The sequence below is a fragment of the Kaistia nematophila genome (assembly GCF_026343855.1).
Classification (GTDB): Bacteria; Pseudomonadota; Alphaproteobacteria; order Rhizobiales; family Kaistiaceae; genus Kaistia; species Kaistia nematophila.
This window is the reverse complement of record NZ_JAPKNK010000005.1, coordinates 66,373-85,250: the sequence shown is the minus strand read 5'-3', so window position 1 is coordinate 85,250 and position 18,878 is coordinate 66,373. Positions and strand designations below refer to the sequence as shown.

At 68.1% G+C, this 18,878-nt stretch carries 18 protein-coding genes; 15 read left to right on the top strand and 3 right to left on the bottom strand.

The features are described from left to right. The first annotated feature begins 14 nt into the window (after positions 1-14). Together OSH07_RS13370 and OSH07_RS13365 are read left to right on the top strand one after the other, a co-directional pair. Positions 15-863, top strand: coding sequence for a sulfurtransferase (locus OSH07_RS13370; protein WP_266339159.1), 849 nt, complete (start codon positions 15-17; stop codon positions 861-863). A 75-nt stretch (positions 864-938) separates the two neighbouring features. Beyond that, entirely contained in the window at positions 939-1,733 is a 795-nt protein-coding gene (locus tag OSH07_RS13365) for an SDR family NAD(P)-dependent oxidoreductase (RefSeq protein WP_266339158.1), read from the top strand. Positions 1,734-1,835: 102 nt separating this feature from the next. Here OSH07_RS13365 and OSH07_RS13360 read toward each other — a convergent pair whose 3' ends face one another. Next, complete coding sequence (locus tag OSH07_RS13360; RefSeq protein WP_266339157.1) at positions 1,836-2,033, bottom strand: hypothetical protein; 198 nt, start codon at positions 2,031-2,033, stop codon at positions 1,836-1,838. Between the two features lie 193 nt (positions 2,034-2,226). Between OSH07_RS13360 and OSH07_RS13355 the strand changes: the two genes are divergently transcribed. From OSH07_RS13355 to OSH07_RS13305, 11 genes are all read left to right on the top strand, one after another. Then, a complete protein-coding gene (locus tag OSH07_RS13355; protein ID WP_266339156.1) occupies positions 2,227-3,822 on the top strand; it encodes a gamma-glutamyltransferase family protein in 1,596 nt (531 codons plus the stop codon). Positions 3,823-4,063: 241 nt separating this feature from the next. After that, a complete protein-coding gene (locus tag OSH07_RS13350) occupies positions 4,064-4,870 on the top strand; it encodes an ATP-binding cassette domain-containing protein (protein WP_266339155.1) in 807 nt (268 codons plus the stop codon). 60 nt (positions 4,871-4,930) lie between these two features. Continuing rightward, entirely contained in the window at positions 4,931-5,983 is a 1,053-nt protein-coding gene (locus OSH07_RS13345) for a sugar ABC transporter substrate-binding protein (protein WP_266339154.1), read from the top strand. 14 nt (positions 5,984-5,997) lie between these two features. Next, a complete protein-coding gene (locus OSH07_RS13340) occupies positions 5,998-6,987 on the top strand; it encodes an ABC transporter permease (protein WP_266339153.1) in 990 nt (329 codons plus the stop codon). Continuing rightward, entirely contained in the window at positions 6,984-8,003 is a 1,020-nt protein-coding gene (locus OSH07_RS13335; RefSeq protein ID WP_266339152.1) for an ABC transporter permease, read from the top strand. The genes OSH07_RS13340 and OSH07_RS13335 overlap by 4 nt, the downstream gene beginning before the upstream one ends. A gap of 60 nt (positions 8,004-8,063) precedes the next feature. Further along, positions 8,064-9,254: an enolase C-terminal domain-like protein gene (locus OSH07_RS13330; protein ID WP_266339151.1), complete on the top strand. Its 1,191-nt coding sequence runs from the start codon at positions 8,064-8,066 to the stop codon at positions 9,252-9,254. A 5-nt stretch (positions 9,255-9,259) separates the two neighbouring features. After that, positions 9,260-10,033 carry an IclR family transcriptional regulator gene (locus OSH07_RS13325; protein ID WP_266339150.1) on the top strand — a complete coding sequence of 258 codons (774 nt, stop codon included), beginning with the start codon at positions 9,260-9,262 and terminating at the stop codon, positions 10,031-10,033. A gap of 9 nt (positions 10,034-10,042) precedes the next feature. After that, complete coding sequence (locus OSH07_RS13320; protein WP_266339149.1) at positions 10,043-10,345, top strand: L-rhamnose mutarotase; 303 nt, start codon at positions 10,043-10,045, stop codon at positions 10,343-10,345. A 36-nt stretch (positions 10,346-10,381) separates the two neighbouring features. Next, a complete protein-coding gene (locus OSH07_RS13315; protein WP_266339148.1) occupies positions 10,382-11,299 on the top strand; it encodes a dihydrodipicolinate synthase family protein in 918 nt (305 codons plus the stop codon). Positions 11,300-11,306: 7 nt separating this feature from the next. Further along, a complete protein-coding gene (locus tag OSH07_RS13310) occupies positions 11,307-12,335 on the top strand; it encodes an aldo/keto reductase (RefSeq protein WP_266339147.1) in 1,029 nt (342 codons plus the stop codon). Between the two features lie 25 nt (positions 12,336-12,360). Next, positions 12,361-13,242 carry an amidohydrolase family protein gene (locus OSH07_RS13305; protein WP_266339146.1) on the top strand — a complete coding sequence of 294 codons (882 nt, stop codon included), beginning with the start codon at positions 12,361-12,363 and terminating at the stop codon, positions 13,240-13,242. A gap of 199 nt (positions 13,243-13,441) precedes the next feature. On the opposite strand, the gene OSH07_RS13300 is transcribed toward OSH07_RS13305, so the two are convergent. Beyond that, positions 13,442-14,155, bottom strand: coding sequence for a CBS domain-containing protein (locus tag OSH07_RS13300; RefSeq protein WP_266339145.1), 714 nt, complete (start codon positions 14,153-14,155; stop codon positions 13,442-13,444). A 314-nt stretch (positions 14,156-14,469) separates the two neighbouring features. On the opposite strand from OSH07_RS13300, the gene OSH07_RS13295 reads away from it, so the two are divergent. Both OSH07_RS13295 and OSH07_RS13290 read left to right on the top strand, forming a co-directional pair. Continuing rightward, complete coding sequence (locus tag OSH07_RS13295; RefSeq protein ID WP_266339144.1) at positions 14,470-15,666, top strand: acetate/propionate family kinase; 1,197 nt, start codon at positions 14,470-14,472, stop codon at positions 15,664-15,666. Positions 15,667-15,775: 109 nt separating this feature from the next. Then, a complete protein-coding gene (locus OSH07_RS13290) occupies positions 15,776-18,157 on the top strand; it encodes a phosphoketolase family protein (RefSeq protein ID WP_266339143.1) in 2,382 nt (793 codons plus the stop codon). Positions 18,158-18,172: 15 nt separating this feature from the next. On the opposite strand, the gene OSH07_RS13285 is transcribed toward OSH07_RS13290, so the two are convergent. After that, entirely contained in the window at positions 18,173-18,859 is a 687-nt protein-coding gene (locus tag OSH07_RS13285; protein WP_266339142.1) for a CBS domain-containing protein, read from the bottom strand. Between the last annotated feature and the right edge of the window lie 19 nt (positions 18,860-18,878).

Genomic DNA, 18,878 nt, shown 5'->3' with positions numbered 1-18,878 from the left:
ACAGAGGAACGATCATGGCCTTTACCACCATCCTTTCCGCCCAGACTCTGGCGGAGCACCTCGACGACCCGAACTGGCTCGTCATCGACGCTCGCTTCACGCTCGACGACGAGCAGTGGGGCCGCAACGAATATGAGCGCGCCCATATCCCCGGCGCGATCTACGCCGACCTCGGCACCGACCTCTCCGGCCCGGTCATCCCCGGCAAGACCGGCCGCCGTCCGCTGCCCGACATCGCCACCTTTGCCAGGACGCTGTCGGACTGGGGCGTCGGCGCCGGCACGCAGGTCGTCGTCTACGACGCCAGCGGCGGGCTGATGGCGGCTTCGCGGGTCTGGTGGATGCTGCGCTGGGCCGGCCATGACGCGGTCGCCGTGCTCGATGGCGGCTGGACCTCGTGGACCAAGGAAGGTCGCCCCGTCTCGTCGGATGCCGTGCAGCGCCAGCCGGCCGAATTCCCGCTCACCGAGCGGCCGCAGCTCTTCGCCTCGCTGGAAGACGTCGACCGCGTGCGCCTCGATCCGGAATGGGCCGTGTTCGATTCCCGCTCCAAGGAAGGCTTCCATGGCGGCGGCGTCTATCACGACCCGGTTCGCGGCCACATTCCGGGCGCCCGCCTCGCCAACCGCGCCGACACGCTCGACGCCAGCGGCCATTTCCGTTCGCCCGAGGAGCTGCGCGCCCATTATCTCGGCCTGCTCGGCGACGTCCCGCCGTCGCAGACGATCTTCTATTGCGGCTCGGGCGTGACGGCGGCGCAGAACCTGGTGGCGCTGGCGCATGCCGGGCTCGGCGACGCCAAGCATTACATCGGCTCGTGGAGCGAATGGATCCTCGATCCGGCCCGCCCCGTCGAGCTCTGACGCCGCCAGACTCCCCAAATTTCCGCCGCTCCGCGCGGCACCCAAAACCCAAAGACATCCTGCTGGAGCAGCCAAATGGCTCGTATCACCGACAAACTCTTCTCGCTTGAAGGCAAGACGGCGCTCGTCACCGGCGCCGGCGGCGCCATCGGCCGCGTGCTCGCCAAGGCGCTGGCCGAAAGCGGCGCCAAGGTCGCCATCCACGATTTCAACGACGAGCGGCTGGCCGTCGCCAAGGCCTATATCGAGGAATCTGGCGTCGAGGTGCTGACGCTCAAGGCCGATCTGACCGACGCCAAGGCCTGCCGTTCGCTGGTCGACGAGGCGCACGAAAAGCTCGGCCGCCTCGACATCCTGCTGAACAGCGCCGGCGTCAACCGCCGCAAGCCGATCCTCGAGGTGACGCCGGAGGATTTCGACGCCATCATCGACGTCAATCTGCGCAGCATCTATTTCCTGTCGCAGGCGGCGCAGCCGCACATGGCGGCGCAGGGCGGCGGCAAGATCGTCAACATCTCGTCGCTCAGCGCCAAGCACGCCTTCAACACCATCTCGGTCTACGCCGCCTCGAAGGCCGGCGTCAGCCAGCTGACCAAGGCGATGGCGCGCGAATGGGTTGGCGACAACATACAGGTCAACGCCATCGAGCCCGGCTTCGTGAAGACGGAATTCACCCGCCCGCTCTGGGACGACGAATATCGCTCGGAATGGTTCCGCCGCTTCATCCCGACCGGCCGGCTGGCCAATCCGGAAGAACTGATCGGCGCGACGCTGCTGCTCGCCTCGCCGGCCTCGTCCTACATCACCGGCCAGGCGATCGTCGTCGATGGCGGTGTGCTGACGGGCGCGACCTGGGTGAAGCCGGAGTAATTCCGGCCGGACTTCAAGCTTCGGTTCGACCGCCTCTGGCGCGAACCCTCGCAGCCGGCCCTGGGGGGCTTGGCCGGCTGCGAAAACCTTCGCCACGACAGATCAGCCGGGGCCGATATCGACGCCCTCGGTGGCGGGGCCGGGCAGAGATCCGGTTCCCGGCGTCTTCTCGTGATCGGTGAGATCCGGTCGCGCATGCGGGCCTTCCGGCGGCATCGGCACAGCCTGCTTCGCGTCCTCCCTGTCCGGGACGTTGCGGTCGTCCGGGACCTTCCTGCGGGCAGTCTTGTCGTCCGTCATCCGGCACTCCTGCGTTGCTTGCGATATCGCTTCAACGTCCGACCGCCCGCATCGTTGCCGCTTGGCCGCCTTCGATCCCTCCGGCTACAACGATATCGGCACGCGCCTTGCAAGCGCCGGGCGGGCGACCCGGGCCTCTCCCGGCCCCGGTCGGCCAGCCAACAGCCGGCGCCAGAGGATACCGAAGAGCCCGATGATCGACTTCACGCAGCCCTATCCGTCCCAGCGCTCGCCGGTGCTCGGCGACAATGTGGTTTCCACCTCGCAGCCGCTGGCAGCCCAGGCCGGCCTTTCCATGCTGGCGATGGGCGGCAACGCCGTCGATGCGGCGCTTGCCGCCGCCATGACGCTGACCGTGGTCGAGCCGACCGGCTGCGGCCTCGGCAGCGACGCCTTCGCGATTCTCTGGGACGGCAGGGAACTGCACGGCCTGAACGCTTCCGGCCGGGCGCCCGCCGCCTGGACGCCGGCGCGCTTCGCCGGCCGCGACGCCATGCCGGAGCGCGGCTGGGACAGCGTCACCGTACCGGGCGCCGTTTCCGGCTGGATCGCGCTCTGGCGCCGCTTCGGCAGCCTGCCGCTCGCAACGCTTGCCGCCCCCGCCATCCGCCATGCCCGCGACGGCTTCCCCGTCTCGCCGATCATCGCCCGGCTCTGGCAGATGGGCGGCAAGCTGCTCGGCGAACAGCCGGGCTTCGCCGAGGCCTTCCTGCCGCAAGGCCGCGCACCGAAGGCCGGCGAGCGCTTCCGCAATCCGGCGCTCGCCGCGACGCTGGAAGCGATCGTCGAAACCGAGGGCGAGAGCTTTTATCGCGGCGCAATAGCGCAGGCGATCGCGGCCGATGCCGCCCGGCATGGCGGCGGCCTGTCGCTCGACGATCTCGGCGCGCACCAGGCCGACTGGGTCGGCACGCTGGCGCAGGATTTCGCCGGCGGCACCGTGCACGAGATCCCGCCGAACGGCCAGGGCATCATCACGCTGATCGCGCTCGGCATTCTCGAACGCCTCGACATCGGCGCCGACCCGGTCGACGACGTCGAGACGCTGCATCTCGCCATCGAGGCCACCAAGCTGGCGCTGGCCGATGCCCGCCAGCACGTCGCCGAGGCACGGCACATGGCGTTCGAGCCAAGCGCCCTGCTCGCGCCGGACTATCTCGCCGGGCGGGCGAAGCTGGTCGACCGGCGCCGGGCCGGCCTCCCCGCCTATGGCGCGCCCAAGCCGGGCGGAACGGTCTACCTCGCCGCCGCCGACGCCAGCGGCATGATGGTGTCGTTCATCCAGTCGAACTTCATGGGCTTCGGCTCCGGCGTCGTCGTGCCCGATACCGGCATCAGCCTGCAGAACCGCGGCGCCGGCTTCGTGCTGTCGCCCGACCACGCCAACGAGGTCGCGCCCGGCAAGCGGCCCTTCCACACCATCATCCCCGGCTTCGCCATGCAGGCGGATGGCACGCCGCTCTCCGCCTTCGGCGTCATGGGCGGCCCGATGCAGGCGCAGGGCCATGTCCAGATGATGCTCCGCCGGCTCGTCTACGGGCAGAACCCGCAGGCATCCGCCGATGCGCCGCGCTGGCGCGTCGTCGGCGGCAACCGGGTGGCCGTCGAGACGAGCTTCCCGCCCGCCCTGGCCGAGGCGCTCCGGGCGCGCGGCCACGACATCGTCGTCGAGCCGCCGGACGCGGTCTTCGCCTTTGGCGGCGCGCAGATCATCGAGCGCCTGCCCGACGGCGCCGGTTATGTCGCCGGATCCGACCCGCGCAAGGACGGACAGGCCGTCGCCTTCTGACCCCCGAGGCGGCGGCGGATCCACCCCATTGAAAAGCCAGCCAGACCGCGTCTTTCGGCGCGGTTTTCTGCATTGCAGCACCGGAATTCGCTGCACTGCCAAGTCAAACCCGAAAAGCCATAAGGCGGAACGAAGATCACGACGTTCTTCGAAACCGCGTTGACAAGCATTCTTTGTCTTCGTACCGTTCATTATCTGGTACGGCCGTTCCAATATTGGAACAGCATGGAGGCGTACTTGAATGCCGGAAATATCCACCACGCCTGTGCTTGAGGCGCGGCACATCACGCGCCATTTCGGCGCCGTCATCGCGCTTGCCGATGCGTCGCTGACGCTCGGGCGCGGCGAAGTACTTGGTCTCGTCGGCGACAATGGCGCCGGCAAGTCGACGTTCCTGAAGATCCTGTCCGGCGTGATCAGCGCATCGAGCGGCGAAATCTTCGCCGACGGCAAGCTCGTGCAGTTGAAGCGGGCGCAGGATGCCATGGATGCCGGTATCGAGACCGTCTATCAGGACCTGGCGCTCGTCGATACGATGAGCGCGTTCCAGAACGTCTATCTCGGACGCGAGGAACTCTCGTCCAATCCGCTGGCGCGGCTGTTCAATCTTGTCGACGATCGCAAGATGCGCAGCCGGGCCCGCGAAGTCCTCGACATGCTGGCGGTGAAGATCCCGTCGATCGACGTCAGCGTGAAGGGCATGTCCGGCGGGCAGCGCCAATGCCTCGCCATCGCGCGGGCCCTGCTCTGGGGCCGGCGCATCGTCATCCTGGACGAACCGACCGCGGCGCTTGGCGTGCGCGAGACCGGCCAGGTGCTCGATGTCATTCGCGACCTGCGCAACCACGACGTCAGCGTCATCGTCGTCAGCCACAACATGCAGCAGCTGATGAGCGTCGCCGACCGCATCACCGTGATGCGGCTCGGCCGTTCGATCGCCACGCGCAACGTCCGGGACACGCAGGTTTCGGAAATCGTCGGCCTCATCACCGGGGCGATCCCCGGCGATGCCGAACCGGAGGCCGCGAAGCTCGCCATCCCCGCCTGAGACCGGATCAACCGGCCCGTGGCGGACCATCCAGACTGAACATTTCCTTAGGGAGGAAGCATGTTGCGCATTTCGAAACGCGCCATCGCAACGATGGCGCTCGCCGTTCCGCTCGCCTTCGGCGTCGCCTGGGGCGCCAACGCCGCCGAAAAGTTCAAGCTCGGCATGGCCGTCGGCGGCAATACCTGCTGCGACTGGATGAAGGCCCAGGGCGATGTCGCCCGCGCCCTCGCCGAGAAGAACGGCTGGGACTACATCGAGCTCTCCAACAACAACGACCCCGCCGTCGCGCTGAAGAACGCCAAGATCTTCGCGCAGGAGGGCGTCAACGCGATGATCCAGTTCAACGGCCAGCCGGCGTCCAACCCGGCGATCAGCCAGGCCATGAACGCCGCCAAGATCCCGGTCGTCACCTATGACATCGCCGATCCCGGCATGTACTTCGTCGGCATCGACAATCTCGCGGCCGGCATCGCCGGTGGCGAGCAGCTCGGCAAGGTCATCAAGGAAAAATGGGCCTGCAACCCCGACCTCGTCGTCTCGGCCGAAGGCGCTGCCGCCGGCATCGTCAACGAGTGGCGCACCGGCGGCATGCGCACAGGCCTGAAGAAGATCTGCCCGGATATCCCGGCCGAGAAGTGGGTCAGCTTCGAAAGCCAGGGCGACGCCGCCGTCGGCCTGCCGGCAGCACGCGACCTGCTCGCCGCCCATCCCGACGCCAAGAAGATGGCCGTCGTCGGCCTCAATGACGGCGGCGTGCTGTCGCTGATCAACGCCGCCGAGCAGCTCGGCCGCGCCGACGAGGTCATCGGCTGGGGCCAGGACGGCGCCTTCATCACCGGCGACAACGTCAATCCGCATCTCGCCGGCTCGGTGTTCTACTTCCTCGAGGGCTACGCCGTTTACGCCATCCGCGACGTGATCGCGCCGATCGCCGCCGGCCAGATCCCGCCGCTCAAGGCCGCCGCCGACAATCCGGCCTCGCGCGTCGAGCCCTGCCCGGTCAGCGCCGAACAGGCCAAGGCCGTCCCGGCCATGGCAGAGCGGGTCGCCAAGCTGCTGGAAGCCCCGGCAGGCACGACCGCCTACTCGCTCTTCTGCCCGAACAAGTAAGCCCGGGTTCGCCGATGTCCCTTGACCAACGCCTCGAAAGCCCGGCCCGGGCGCTATCGCCCGGGATGCGTTTGCAGGGCTGGGGCACCGGCCTCACGCTGCTGGCCGTGTGGCTGCTGCTGATCGCAGCCACCGGCCTCTACCGGCCCGATTTCCTGTCGCACCAGACCGTGCTCGCCGTCAGCTTCACCATGTCGATCGTCGGCGTGATGGCGATCGGCCAGGGCCTGGTCGCCATCTCGGGCGGCTTCCTCGACCTCAGCCAGCCGGCGGCGCTGATCGCGTCCAGCCTCGTCGCCGTCCGCCTGTCGGAAGCCGGCCTTCCCTTCGCCTTCGTCATCCTCGGCGCGGTCCTGACGGGCATGACCTGGGGCTTCGCCAACGCCGCCATCATCGTCGGCGCCAAGCTGAACCCCGTCATCGTCACGCTCGCCACCAACTTCATCGGCCTCGCCGCGCTCTATTTCGCCTTCCAGCTGGCCGAGGTGCCGCTCGGCTCGGCGATCCACCAGTTCGGCCGCGCCAAGCTGCTCGGCCTGCCGGCGATCTGGTGGCCGATGCTGGCGCTCGTGCTGATCGTCGGCTTCCTGATCCCGCGCACCCGCTATGGCCGCCGCGCCATCGCCGTCGGCGGCAACCGGATGGCGGCGCGCGCCCGCGGCATCTCGCTGAAGGCGACCCGTTTCGCCATCTTCACGGCGGCAGGCGGCTTCGTCGGCTTCGCCGGCGTGCTGTTCTGCGCAACCAGCGGCCCGTTCAATCCGAGCTCGGCCAATGCGCTGCAGTTGAACGTCATCGCCGGTGTCATCCTGGCCGGAATCTCGCTCGCCGGCGGACGCGGAAGCTTCTGGATGCTGCTGCTCAGCGTCGGCTTCCTGTCGACCATCCCGACGGCGCTCGTCTTCTTCGGACTGAGCTCCGACACCCAATCGATCTTCCAGGGCCTGATCCTGATCTCGGCGGTCGCATTCGACGGCTACCGGGCGCGGAGGGGAATTCCATGACCGACGCCACCGCCAGCCGAACCGCACCGGCACCGGCACCCGCGCCCTACATCGTGCCGCATCATCCGTTGCGCGACCTCCTGACCGGCCCGGTCGCCAGCATCGCCTTCACGGTGATCGCCGTCGTCGCCGTCGGCCTGATCTGGGTCGGCCCGCGCTTCCTCGCCTTCGGCAATATCGGCATCATGGGCGCGTTCCTGATCGTGCCGCTGATCGTCGGAGCCTGCGCCGGTTTCGCCCTGCTCTCCGGCGTCGTCGACCTCTCGATCGGCTCGATGGTCGGCTTCTCCTCGGCTCTGTTCGCCCTGCTGCTGACGCTCTCGTGGAACCCGTGGGCTGCCGCCGCCGTCACGCTCGCCGCCTGCCTCTGCTTCGGCGCCATCAACGCCATCGCCATCGTCGGCTTCGGCGCCGAGGCGATCGCCGCGACGCTCGGCATGCTGGTGGCGCTGCGCGGCATCACCTGGGTGCTGCTCGGGCCGCAGGGCGCGATCTTCTCCTTCAATCCCGGCCTTTCCGACCTGGTCAACCAGACGCTGTTCGGCCTGCCGCTGTTCTTCCTGCTCGCGATCGTGCTGACGGTGATCGCCGCCGTCGTCGTCACCAAGACGCGCTTCGGCCGGCATGTGCAGGCGGTCGGCGGCGACGACAAGGCCGCCTCCCGCGCCGGCATCCCGGTCAAGCGGATCCGCGTCGCGGCGCTACTGCTCTCGGCGTTCGGCGCCGGGCTCGGCGGCATCTTCTTCACCGCCCAGCTCGGCAGCGCCGCCCGCGCCACCGGCTTCGGCCTCGAGTTCCAGGTCTATGCCGCGCTGATGATCGGCGGCTACTCGATCCTGCGCGGCGGCGTCGGCAACCCGATCGGCGGCGCGCTCGGCCTGCTCGCCGTCGCCGGCGTCTCCAACCTTCTCGATCTCAAGGCGATCAGCCCCTACTACGTCAACATCATCGTCGGCCTGCTGCTGCTCGCAGCCGTGCTGCTCGACCGGATGCGCGGGGGCGACGCCTATGAATAGACCCCCGCCCGTTTCCCTCGCTCCTTCTCTCGCCTTTTCGCCTGCCAGAGGACTGCATCCGTGAAAATCACCGATATCAAGATCAAGACGTTCAAGACCTGGGCCGACCGCTGGGATGTGGGCCATGCCCTGCCCGTGCCCAAGGCCGACCTGATGCAGACCGTGCTGGCGATCGATACCGACGAGGGCGTCACCGGCTATTATTTCGGCGGCGGCTCGCATGGTGACGCCGAGGGGCTGAACGTCGTCGACCAGCAGATGATCCGCGGCCGCATCCTGCCGCTGCTGCGCGGCCAGGATCCGCTCGACCGCGAGATGGTCTGGAAGTGGCTCTGGGTCGCCAACATCCCGGAAAACGTCGCGAGCGTCATCGACAACGCGCTCTGGGATCTCGCCGGCCGCGCCTTCAACCAGCCTGTCTACAAGCTGATGGGCGGCGCCGGCCGCGAGAAGGTCAAGGCCTATGCCTCGACCTATCCGAACATCGGCGTGCCGCGCGTCTATGCCGAGCACGCGCTCGCCTGCAAGAACGAGGGCTACCAGGCCTACAAGATCCATCCGCATTACTTCTGGAACCCGGAGACCGGCCAGCCGACGCCCGGCCGCCCCTCCAACATCAAGGCCGACATCGAGACCTGCCATCTCGTCCGCGAGGCGGTCGGGCCGGACTATGTGCTGATGTTCGATCCCTGGGGCACCTACATGACCATGGAGGAAGCGATCCAGGTCGGCCGTGAGCTGGAGAAGCTGAACTTCTACTGGTACGAGCACCCGATGCCGGAATACCGGGTCGAGAGCTATGTCCGCCTGTCGCGCGAGCTTTCCATCCCGATCCTGTCGCCGGAAATCGTCGCCGGCGGCGTGTTCAGCCGGGCCGAGTGGATCCTGCGCGGCGCCGGCGACATGAGCCGCATCGACGTCGTGCGCGGCGGCATCACCGGCGCCCGCAAGACGGCGATCGTCGCTGAAGCCTATGGCCTGCGCTGCGAGATGCACATGGCCGGCTGGGGCAATCTGCAGGTGCTCGGCGCCACCTCGGAAGACACCTCCGAATATTACGAGAAGGGCCTGCTCGCCCCCGGCGTCGACTATGACGCCCCCCACCCCTACCTGAAGAACACCTGCGACCGGATCGACAGCGAGGGCTATGTCCATATGCCCAAGGGGCCCGGCATGGGCTACGAGATCGAGTGGGACTACATCGACGACAACCTGATCGACCCGTTGGCGCTCGAGAAGAAGTTCTGGTAGCGCCCATGTCGAGCATCCGCCGATCCGTGCAGGTGATGGAGCTGCTGGCCCGCAAGAGCCCGCTCGGCGTGCGCGCCGTCGCCACCCAGCTCGCCTTGCCGCTCGGATCGGTGCATCGCCTCCTGCTCGACCTCGAGCAGGAGGGGATCGCCGAGCGGACGCCCGGCGGCGAATGGGAATTGTCGTTCCGGCTGCTGGAGATCTGCGGCCTGCAGCTGGAGCGGATCGCCCTGCCGGCGCTCTGCCGCCCCTTCGCCGAGAAGATGGCCGAGACCACCGGCGAGACGGTCAACATCAACGCGCTGAGCGGCAAGCACGGCGTCTGCATCGACAAGGTGCGCGGCAACCAGGGCATGCAGCTCGACATGCGCATCGGCGCGCGCGGCTCGCTGCATTGCGGCGGCGCCGGCAAGGCGATGCTCGCCTTCATGACCGAGAGCGAGCAGCGCGAGGTGCTCGACGGGCCGCTGCCCGCCTTCACGGTGAAGACGATCACCGACGCCGGCGTGCTGGAGGCCGAGCTGCAGCGCATCCGCGAGCGCGGCTATTCGATCGACGACCAGGAGGTCGTGCTTGGCGTCTACTGCGTGTCGGTGCCGATCTTCGACGCCATGGCGCGGCCGGTCGGCGCCATCAGCATCACCGGGCCGTCGCTGAAGGCGCCCGGTCCCGAGGTGCTGCCGCTGGTCGAGATGCTGAACGAGGCCTGCGGCCATGTCAGCCGCCGCCTCGGCTTCCGCGGCACCTGGCCGGCCGTGGCCATCGAAGCGAAACAGTGAGGAGCGGACATGCGGGTCGCATGGGTGATGAAGCTGAAGCCCGGCTTTGAGGCGATCTACAAGCAGAAGCATGACGAGATCTGGCCGGAGATGCTGGCCAACATGGAGCGCGACGGTATCCGCAACTTCTCGATCTACCGCTACGGGCTGCTTCTCTTCGCCTATCTCGAGCGCGACCAGCTGCCGCCGCCCGGCACGCCGCACGACCCCGTCACGCTGCGCTGGTGGAAGATGATGGAGCCCTACATGGAATACAACGACGACGGCACGCCCTGGCAGGCGCCGGTCGAAGAGATGTTTCACAAGTCATAATCACGCATTTCATTCCGAAGAGCCGAGAAGAACATCATGTCCCTCCCCGCGCTGCACGGCGTCGTGCCGATCCTGGTGACGCCGTTCCATGAAGACGGTCGGATCGACGAGGAAAGCCTGGCCAACCTGGTCGAGTTCAACATCGCCGCGGGCGTGCATGGGCTCGGCGTCGCGCTCGGCAGCGAGGTGTTCAAGTTCAACGAGGCCGAGCGGGCGCAGGTGACGCGCGTCGTCATCGCGGCGGCGAACAAGCGCGTGCCGATCGTCATCAATTCCGGCGCCGCCGGCACCGACCTCGCCGTGTTCTATTCGAAGGCGGCGGAGGCGGCCGGCGCCGACATGCTGATGGTGATCCCGCCCTCCTTCATGCCGGTCAGCTCCGACGAGATCTTCGACTACTACAAGGCGATCGACGCCGCCGTCGGCATCCCTGTTATCCTGCAGGACGTGCCGCAAGCGCCAATCTCGCCGGGACTGGCGCTGAAGATCGCGGCCGAATGCCCGAACGTGAAATACATCAAGGTCGAGACCCTGCCGGTGACGAGCAAGGTCGCCGCGATGGCGGAACAGGCCGGCGACCGGCTCACCATCTTCGGCGGCGCCGGCGGCAGCTATTTCATCGAGGAACTCCGGCGCGGCGCGCTCGGCACCATGCCGTTCTGCAGCCAGCCGGCCGATTTCGTCGCCGTCTGGGACGCGTTCCGCCAGGGTGACCAGGCGACGGCGCGCCAGCATTTCGACGCGACGATCATGGCGATCAACCGGCTCGCCGTGCAGGGCGGCGACATCTTCTATTTCATTCACAAGCAGATCCTCGTCCGTCGCGGCGTCATCCGCACCGCCGTCGTCCGCAGCCCGACGACCGCGATCGACCGCATCACGGCGCGCGAGATCGAGGAACTGATCGCTGAGATCGTGCCGGTCGCGACTCCGTTCCGGCAGCTGGCGGCCTGAGACGGCCATGGATCCGTTTGCGCTGCGCCGCCTCGGCCGCACGGAGCTCCGCCTGCCGCAGCTCGGCTTCGGCGGCGCGCCGTTCGGCAATCTCTTCACCGTCATCAGCGACGACGAGGCCGAGGCGACGCTGCAGGCGGGCTGGGACGCGGGCCTGCGCTATTTCGACACCTCGCCCTGGTACGGGCGGGGCCTGAGCGAGCACCGCATCGGCCGCTTCCTGCGCCGGCAGAAGCGCGAGGATTTCCGCATCACCACCAAGGTCGGCCGCGTCTTCACCGCGCCGGCCGATCCCGCCGCCTTCGCCGCCAGCACGCGCGACTGGCCGAACGGGCTGCATTTCGAGCACCGCCACGACTACAGCTATGACGGCATCCTGCGCTCCTATGAGGACAGCCTGCAGCGGCTCGGCCTCAACCGCGTCGACGCCCTGCTGATCCACGATCTCGACCTCGCCAATCTCGGTTCCGAGGCGCTCGTCAGCGCCCATCTCGCCGAGCTCGCGACGGGCGGCATGCGGGCGCTGCAGGAGCTGAAGGCGGCGGGCCGGATCGGCGCCATCGGCGCCGGCGTCAACCGCATCGGCACGATTCCCCGCTTCCTCGAATTGCTCGACCTCGACTTCTTCCTGGTCGCCCTGCCCTACACGCTCGCCGAACAGCCGGTGCTCGACCACGAATTCCCGCTCTGCGAGCAGCGCGGCGTCGGCGTCGTCATCGGCGGCGTCTTCGCCTCCGGCATCCTCGCCACCGGCGTCGTTCCGGGCGCGACCTACAACTACCACCCGCCGACGCCGGCCGAAGCCGAGCATGTCCGAGGCATCGAGGCCGTCTGCGCGCGGCACGGCGTGCCGCTCGCCGCCGCCGCGCTGCAGTTTCCGCTGCACCATCCGATCGTCGCCTCGGTGATCCCCGGCGGCTTCCGGCCCGACCACGTCACCCGCAACATCGCCTCGATGCAGCACGCGATTCCCGACGCGCTCTGGGCCGAGCTGAAGCATGAGGGCCTGCTGCGCGCCGATGCGCCGACGGCCTGAGGCGAACCGAGAAAGAGAGCCGCCCATGCCCGCCTTTCCGATCATCGATACCCATCTGCATATCTGGGATCCGGCCCGGCTCGACTATGCCTGGATCAAGGGCAACCCGCTGTTCGACCGGCCCTATCACGTCGAGGACTATGCCCGCGATCTCGGTCCGGTCGCGGTCGAGGCGATGGTATTCCTCGAATGCTTCGCCGATTTTACCGCCGAGCGCGGCCAGTATCTGGAAGAGGTCGCCTTCGTCGAGGACGAGGCGAGGCGCGATCCGCGCCTGAAGGCGATCGTGCCGATGGCGCCGCTCGAACGCGGCGCACGAGCCGAACCGATCCTGGCGGAGATGGCCGAGAAGCACCCAATGGTGAAGGGCATCCGCCGCATCGTCGAGTTCGACGCCGATCCGCGCGCGCTGACGTTGAGCCCCGATTTCATCGCCGGCGTGAACCTGCTCGAAAAGTTCGGCATGCATTTCGAGATCAACGTCAACTACACGCAGATGGACGTCGTCCGCGCCTTCGTGAAGCACATCCCGGATGTGCCGATGATCCTCGACCATTGCGGCAAGCCCGGCATCCGGGCCTGCGCGATCGAGCAATACCGCGCCGACATCGCCGAACTGGCGCGCCATCCGAACCTCTCGATCAAGCTCTCCGACCTGCCGGTCGAGGCCGACTGGCAGCGCTGGACCGAGGCGGATCTCCGTCCCTTCATCGCGGCGACGATCGAGACCTTCGGTGTCGATCGCGTCATCTATGCCGGCGATTATCCCGTCTGCCTGCAGGCGACGACGCTACCGCGCTGGGTCGAGGTGCTGGATCGCGCCTTCGCCGATCTCGGCCTCTCCGAGGCCGAGACGCGGAAGATATACCGCGACAACGCCAACGCGTTCTATCGGCTGGGGCTTTAGCTCTCGACGCCGACGAAGGCCGAAGCAAGCCCCTCACCCCAGCCCTCTCCCGCGGGCGGGAGAGGGAGTCGGCCGGCGTGTCCCGAAGACCCCGCCCCATCGACACACGCGAACGCGCCCCCTCGCCCGCATGCGGGAGAGGGTTGGGGTGAGGGATTTCCCTGCCCCCTTCCCAAGCGGGCTGGAGAGCCCCCCGACCCTATTTCCGGTCGGACGGCAGGATCACCGTGCCGGAGACCGGTTCGACCCAGATGATCTGGTCATTGACCGCCTTGACGCCGGGGACGTTCTCGGCGGCGACCCGCGCCGCCGCGCGCGTGTTCTCGTCGAAGATCGTACCGGTCAGCTCGACGACGCCGTCACGGACCGTCACGCGGACGAGGCCGCCGCTGCCCCAGCTCTGCTTCGCGATCTCGGCCACGATCGCCTCGCGGATGCGCTCGTCGTCGGAGACAACGGCGTCGTCGCCCGGCAGAGCGCGGGCGAGCGCCCGCAGCAGATCGGATCGCGACACAATGCCGATCAGCTTGCCATTGTCGACGACCGGAAGCCGCTTGATGCCGTGGCGGCTCATCAGTTCGACCACTTCCTCCAGCGAGGCTTCCCTGTTGGTGGTGAAGACGCCCTTGGTCATCACCTCGCCGACCTTGCGGCCATGCGCGCGGACATAATCTTCCGCCGCCTGGCCCTGGCCGGAGAACAGCTCCAGCCACCAGGACCGCTTCTGCTGGGTGCCGAGTTCGCCGCGACGGAGAAAATCGCCCTCGCTCACCATGCCGACCAGCGCGCCGTCTTCCGAAACAACAGGCAAGCCGCTGATCCGGTGCGACAGCATCAGCCGCGCCGCTTCCGCGATGGTGGTGGAAGGGGAAATGCTGATGACCGGGCTGGTCATCACGGTCTCGACTAGCATGGCAGTCTCCCGGAAGTGGGACGGAGAAATGGGCCCATCCGCGAAAGGCGGACGGGAAGAACCGGCCGAGGCTGGCGATCGCCACCGGGCTCCCGTCATCGCAACTGCCGACCATCCGGCAAGCTTCGCAGACCGGACGTCGCCGGCATTGACCTCGATCAAGCCCCAACGCCAAGTTGCGACCGGCGCGGCGACAACGTCAATCCCGGCAACCGCGACGCCCCGTCGCAAGCGCGTGTCATCCCGTCGTCGCGGGTGGATCTTGCTCGCGAAAAGGGTATCGTCGGTGCAATGCTGCAACCTCGGGACGCGCCATGGCCACGCCGATCCTGCTCACCCTCAACCCGGGCTCGTCGACCATCAAGCTCGGTCTCTACGCGCTCGACGAGGGAGGCCCGCGCCGGCTCGGCCGCGGCATCATCGACCTGCAGCACGACCCGCTCAGCCTGCGCATCGACGTGGACGGACAGAGGGCCGAGATCACGCTGACGGCCCGCCCCTCGCCCGACCTGCACGAGGTCATGGAAGAAACGCTGGAATGGCTGGCGCACCACCTGCCGGGGCACCCGATCACAGCGTTCGGCCATCGGGTCGTGCATGGTGGCGCGCGCTTCGCCGGCCCGGAGCGCATCACGGACGAGACGCTGGAGGCGATCGCCGCGCTCACGCCGCTGGCGCCCCTGCACCAGCCGCAGAGCCTGCGGCTGATCAGGGCGATCCGTCATTTCTGGCCCGAGCATCCGCAGACGGCCTCCTTCGACACCGCCTTCCATCGCAGCCAGGACGAACGCGTGCGCCGCTTCGCCCTGCCTCGCGCGCTCTTCGACGAAGGCATCCAGCATTACGGCTTCCACGGGCTTTCCTATCGCTTCATCGCGGGCGAACTCGCCCGGACGGCTCCCGAGCTTGCACGCGGCCGCGTCGTCGTCGCCCATCTCGGCAGCGGCGCCAGCCTTTGCGGGCTCGAAAGCGGCGCGAGCCGCGACACGACCATGGGCTTCTCGACGCTCGACGGCATACCGATGTCGACCCGCTGCGGCGCGCTCGACCCCGGTGTCCTCCTGCACCTGCTGCAACAGCGGGGGCTCGATGCCCAGGCGGTCTCGGACATGCTCTATCACCGCTCCGGCCTCCTGGGGATTTCCGGAATCAGCGCCGATGCGCGCATGCTCGCCGAGAGCGGCGCGCCCGAGGCTCGCCAGGCGCTGGAGATCTTCGCCTTCCGCATCGCCCAGTCGGTGGCGGCGCTCGCGACCACGCTGGGCGGGCTGGACGGCGTCGTCTTCACCGCCGGGATCGGCGAGCACCAGCCGGCCGTGCGCGCCGCCGTCTGCGCGCATCTCGCCTGGCTCGGCGCCGCGCTCGACCCGGAGGCGAACGCCGCCAACGCCACCCGCATCGAGGCGGCTTCCAGCCGGATCGCCGTGCGGGTGATCCCGACCGACGAGGAGCAGGTAATCGCCGAGGAGGCCGCCACCCTGCTGCGGGGCATCCTGCCAAACGCGGTTTGATGCCGATCAAGGCAAGCGCCGGCCGCATCCCGCAGGAATCGGGCGCCGGCATGAGGAAAACCAGGCGGCGTCGAGCGTGACGCCGGTCCGAGCGGAGGAAGGATCGAAGATGACCGACGCCAACAAGGCCAGCGCCGAGGAACTCGCGCTGATCGACCGCTACTGGCGCGCCGCCAACTATCTCTCGGTCGGCCAGATCTACCTGATGGACAATCCGCTGCTGCGCGAGAAGCTGCGGATCGACCATGTGAAGCCGCGCCTGCTCGGCCACTGGGGCACGACGCCGGGCCTCAACTTCCTCTATGCCCATCTGAACCGCGTCATCCGGCGCGACGACCTCGACGTCATCTTCATCTGCGGCCCCGGCCATGGCGGCCCGGCGGTGGTCGCCAACACCTATCTCGAAGGCAGCTACAGCGAGATCTATCCCGAGATCGCCGAGGACGAGGACGGCATGCGGCGGCTGTTCCGCCAGTTCTCGTTCCCGGGCGGCGTGCCGAGCCATGCCTCGCCCGATACGCCCGGCTCGATCCATGAGGGCGGCGAGCTCGGCTATGCGCTTGTCCATGCCTATGGCGCGGCCTTCGACAATCCCGATCTCGTCGTCGCCTGCGTGGTCGGCGACGGCGAGGCGGAGACGGGTCCGCTCGCCGCCTCCTGGCAATCGAACAAGTTCATCAATCCGGCCCGCGACGGCGCCGTGCTGCCAATCCTGCACCTGAACGGCTACAAGATCGCCAACCCAACCCTGCTCGGCCGCCTCGGCGACGATGAACTCAGGAAATTCTTCGAGGGCCTCGGCCACGAAGTGTTCTTCGTCGAGGGCTCGGAGCCTGCCGCGATGCACGCGGCGATGGCGTCGACGCTCGACGCGGCGCTGGCGCGGCTGCGCGACATCCAGGCCAAGGCGCGCGCCGGCGGGCCGGTCGAGCGGCCGCTCTGGCCGATGATCGTCTTCCGCAGCCCGAAAGGCTGGACCGGCCCGAAGGAGGTGGACGGGCTGAAGACGGAAGGGTTCTGGCGCTCGCATCAGGTGCCGCTCTCCGGCATCGCCAGCAACCCGGCCCATCTCGCCCAGCTCGAAAGCTGGCTGAAGAGCTACCGGGCGGAGGAGTTGTTCGACGAGGCCGGCCGGCTGTTGCCAGAGCTGCGGGCGCTCGCGCCGGCCGGCACGCGGCGGATGGGCAGCAACCCGCACGCCAATGGCGGCCTGCTGCGGCGGCCGCTGCTCTGCCCGGATTTCCGCGATTTCGCCGTAACGGTCGCCGCCCCCGGCGCCGTCGAAGCCGAGGCGACGCGGGTGCTCGGCGCCTATCTGCGCGAGGTGATGCGGCTGAACGCCGAGACGCGCAATTTCCGCATCGTGGGGCCGGACGAGACCGCCTCGAACCGGCTCGACGCCGTGTTCGCCGTGACCGACCGCGCCTGGATGGAGCCGACGATCCCCGAGGACGTCCACCTGTCGCCGGACGGGCGGGTGATGGAGGTGCTGAGCGAGCATCTCTGCCAGGGCTGGCTGGAGGGCTACCTGCTCACCGGCCGGCACGGCCTGTTCTCCTGCTACGAGGCCTTCATCCACATCGTCGATTCCATGTTCAACCAGCACGCCAAATGGCTGAAGGTCTCGCGCGAGCTGCCCTGGCGCAAGCCGATCGCCTCGCTGAACTACCTGCTCACCTCGCATGTCTGGCGCCAGGACCACAACGGCTTCAGCCACCAGGATCCCGGCTTCATCGACGTGGTGGCGAACAAGAAGGCCGACATCGTCCGCATCTACCTGCCGCCGGACGCCAACACGCTGCTCTGGGTCGGCGACCATTGCCTGCGCACGCATGACCGCATCAACGTCATCGTCGCCGGCAAGCAGCCGGCGCCGCAATGGCTCGACATCGAGAGCGCGGTGAAGCACTGCCGCGCCGGCATCGGGCTGTGGGATTTCGCCTGCAACGACCAGGGCGCCGAGCCCGACGTCGTCATGGCCTGCGCCGGCGACGTGCCGACGCTGGAGACGCTCGCCGCCGTCGACCTGCTGCGCCAGCATTTCCCGGCGCTGAAGATCCGCGTCGTCAATGTCGTCGACCTGATGGCGCTGCAGGACGAGAGCGAGCATCCGCACGGCCTCGCCGCGCGCGATTTCGACGGCCTGTTCACCACCGACAAGCCGGTCGTCTTCGCCTTCCACGGCTATCCGCACCTGATCCACCGGCTGACCTACCGGCGCACCAACCACGCCAATTTCCATGTCCGCGGCTTCATGGAGGAAGGCACGACGACGACGCCGTTCGACATGACGGTGATCAACGGCCTCGACCGCTTCCACCTCGCCATGACGGTGATCGACCGCGTGCCCGGCCTCCTGCCCGCCGCCGCGCACGCCAAGCAGGCGATGCAGAACAAGCTGATCGAGCACGAGGAATACATCCGCCGCCACGGCGAGGACATGCCGGAGATCCGCGACTGGAGCTGGCCCTACGGCGCCGTCTCCGCCTAGGGCCGGCCCGCGCGGCTAGAACAGCGTCGTGTCGCTCTCGGCGAGCGTCAGGTCCATGACGCGGACGACGCCGGGAACGGCCTCGGCGGCGACGCGCAGCGCCGCCTGCTCCGACGGCGTGCCGACGACGCCGCGATAGGTCACGACGCCGCCGGAGACGGCGACGTCCTGGTCCTGCAGGCGGAACCAGGGCTGCTTGCGCAGTTCGGTCAAGAGCAGCGTGCGGATCTCGCGGTCCCGGTCGGTCGATTGCCGCGTCTGCTCGATCTCGTCGACGGCGCGCAGCACATCGGCGCGCGAGATCATGCCGACCGGCCGGTTGCCGTCGCGCACGACGACGCGGCGGATATGGTTCTTCGCCATCAGCTCGACGATCTTCAGCAGCGGCGCGTCCTCTGGAACGGAGATCACCTCGCTCGTCATCACGTCGGTCGCGCGCATGCCGTGGCTCCTGACGTAGTCGTCGGCCAGGATCTGGTCGTTGGCGAAGATGCGGAGCCACCAGGGACGGCCGATCTCGGTGCCGGCGCGCTCGCGATGGATCAGGTCCTCCTCCGAGACGATGCCGGCGAGAGCGCCGCTGTCGTCGATCACCGGCACCGCGCTGATGCGCTTTTCGATCAGCAGCTTCGCGATATCGGCGACCGGCGTCTCCCGCTCGACCGAGATCACCGGCCCATGCATGATGTCCCTTGCCAGCATTCCCCTGCCCTTCCTGTTC

Excerpts from the sequence above, each read along its gene's own strand:
- OSH07_RS13355 (WP_266339156.1), top strand. The coding sequence starts at position 2,227 with ATGATCGACTTCACGCAGCCCTATCCGTCCCAGCGCTCGCCGGTGCTC.
- OSH07_RS13315 (WP_266339148.1), top strand. The coding sequence starts at position 10,382 with ATGTCCCTCCCCGCGCTGCACGGCGTCGTGCCGATCCTGGTGACGCCG.
- OSH07_RS13335 (WP_266339152.1), top strand. The coding sequence starts at position 6,984 with ATGACCGACGCCACCGCCAGCCGAACCGCACCGGCACCGGCACCCGCG.
- OSH07_RS13300 (WP_266339145.1), bottom strand. The coding sequence starts at position 14,155 with ATGCTAGTCGAGACCGTGATGACCAGCCCGGTCATCAGCATTTCCCCT.
- OSH07_RS13310 (WP_266339147.1), top strand. The coding sequence starts at position 11,307 with ATGGATCCGTTTGCGCTGCGCCGCCTCGGCCGCACGGAGCTCCGCCTG.
- OSH07_RS13350 (WP_266339155.1), top strand. The coding sequence starts at position 4,064 with ATGCCGGAAATATCCACCACGCCTGTGCTTGAGGCGCGGCACATCACG.
- OSH07_RS13285 (WP_266339142.1), bottom strand. The coding sequence starts at position 18,859 with ATGCTGGCAAGGGACATCATGCATGGGCCGGTGATCTCGGTCGAGCGG.
- OSH07_RS13295 (WP_266339144.1), top strand. The coding sequence starts at position 14,470 with ATGGCCACGCCGATCCTGCTCACCCTCAACCCGGGCTCGTCGACCATC.
- OSH07_RS13345 (WP_266339154.1), top strand. The coding sequence starts at position 4,931 with ATGTTGCGCATTTCGAAACGCGCCATCGCAACGATGGCGCTCGCCGTT.
- OSH07_RS13360 (WP_266339157.1), bottom strand. The coding sequence starts at position 2,033 with ATGACGGACGACAAGACTGCCCGCAGGAAGGTCCCGGACGACCGCAAC.
- OSH07_RS13290 (WP_266339143.1), top strand. The coding sequence starts at position 15,776 with ATGACCGACGCCAACAAGGCCAGCGCCGAGGAACTCGCGCTGATCGAC.
- OSH07_RS13320 (WP_266339149.1), top strand. The coding sequence starts at position 10,043 with ATGCGGGTCGCATGGGTGATGAAGCTGAAGCCCGGCTTTGAGGCGATC.
- OSH07_RS13340 (WP_266339153.1), top strand. The coding sequence starts at position 5,998 with ATGTCCCTTGACCAACGCCTCGAAAGCCCGGCCCGGGCGCTATCGCCC.
- OSH07_RS13325 (WP_266339150.1), top strand. The coding sequence starts at position 9,260 with ATGTCGAGCATCCGCCGATCCGTGCAGGTGATGGAGCTGCTGGCCCGC.
- OSH07_RS13305 (WP_266339146.1), top strand. The coding sequence starts at position 12,361 with ATGCCCGCCTTTCCGATCATCGATACCCATCTGCATATCTGGGATCCG.
- OSH07_RS13365 (WP_266339158.1), top strand. The coding sequence starts at position 939 with ATGGCTCGTATCACCGACAAACTCTTCTCGCTTGAAGGCAAGACGGCG.
- OSH07_RS13370 (WP_266339159.1), top strand. The coding sequence starts at position 15 with ATGGCCTTTACCACCATCCTTTCCGCCCAGACTCTGGCGGAGCACCTC.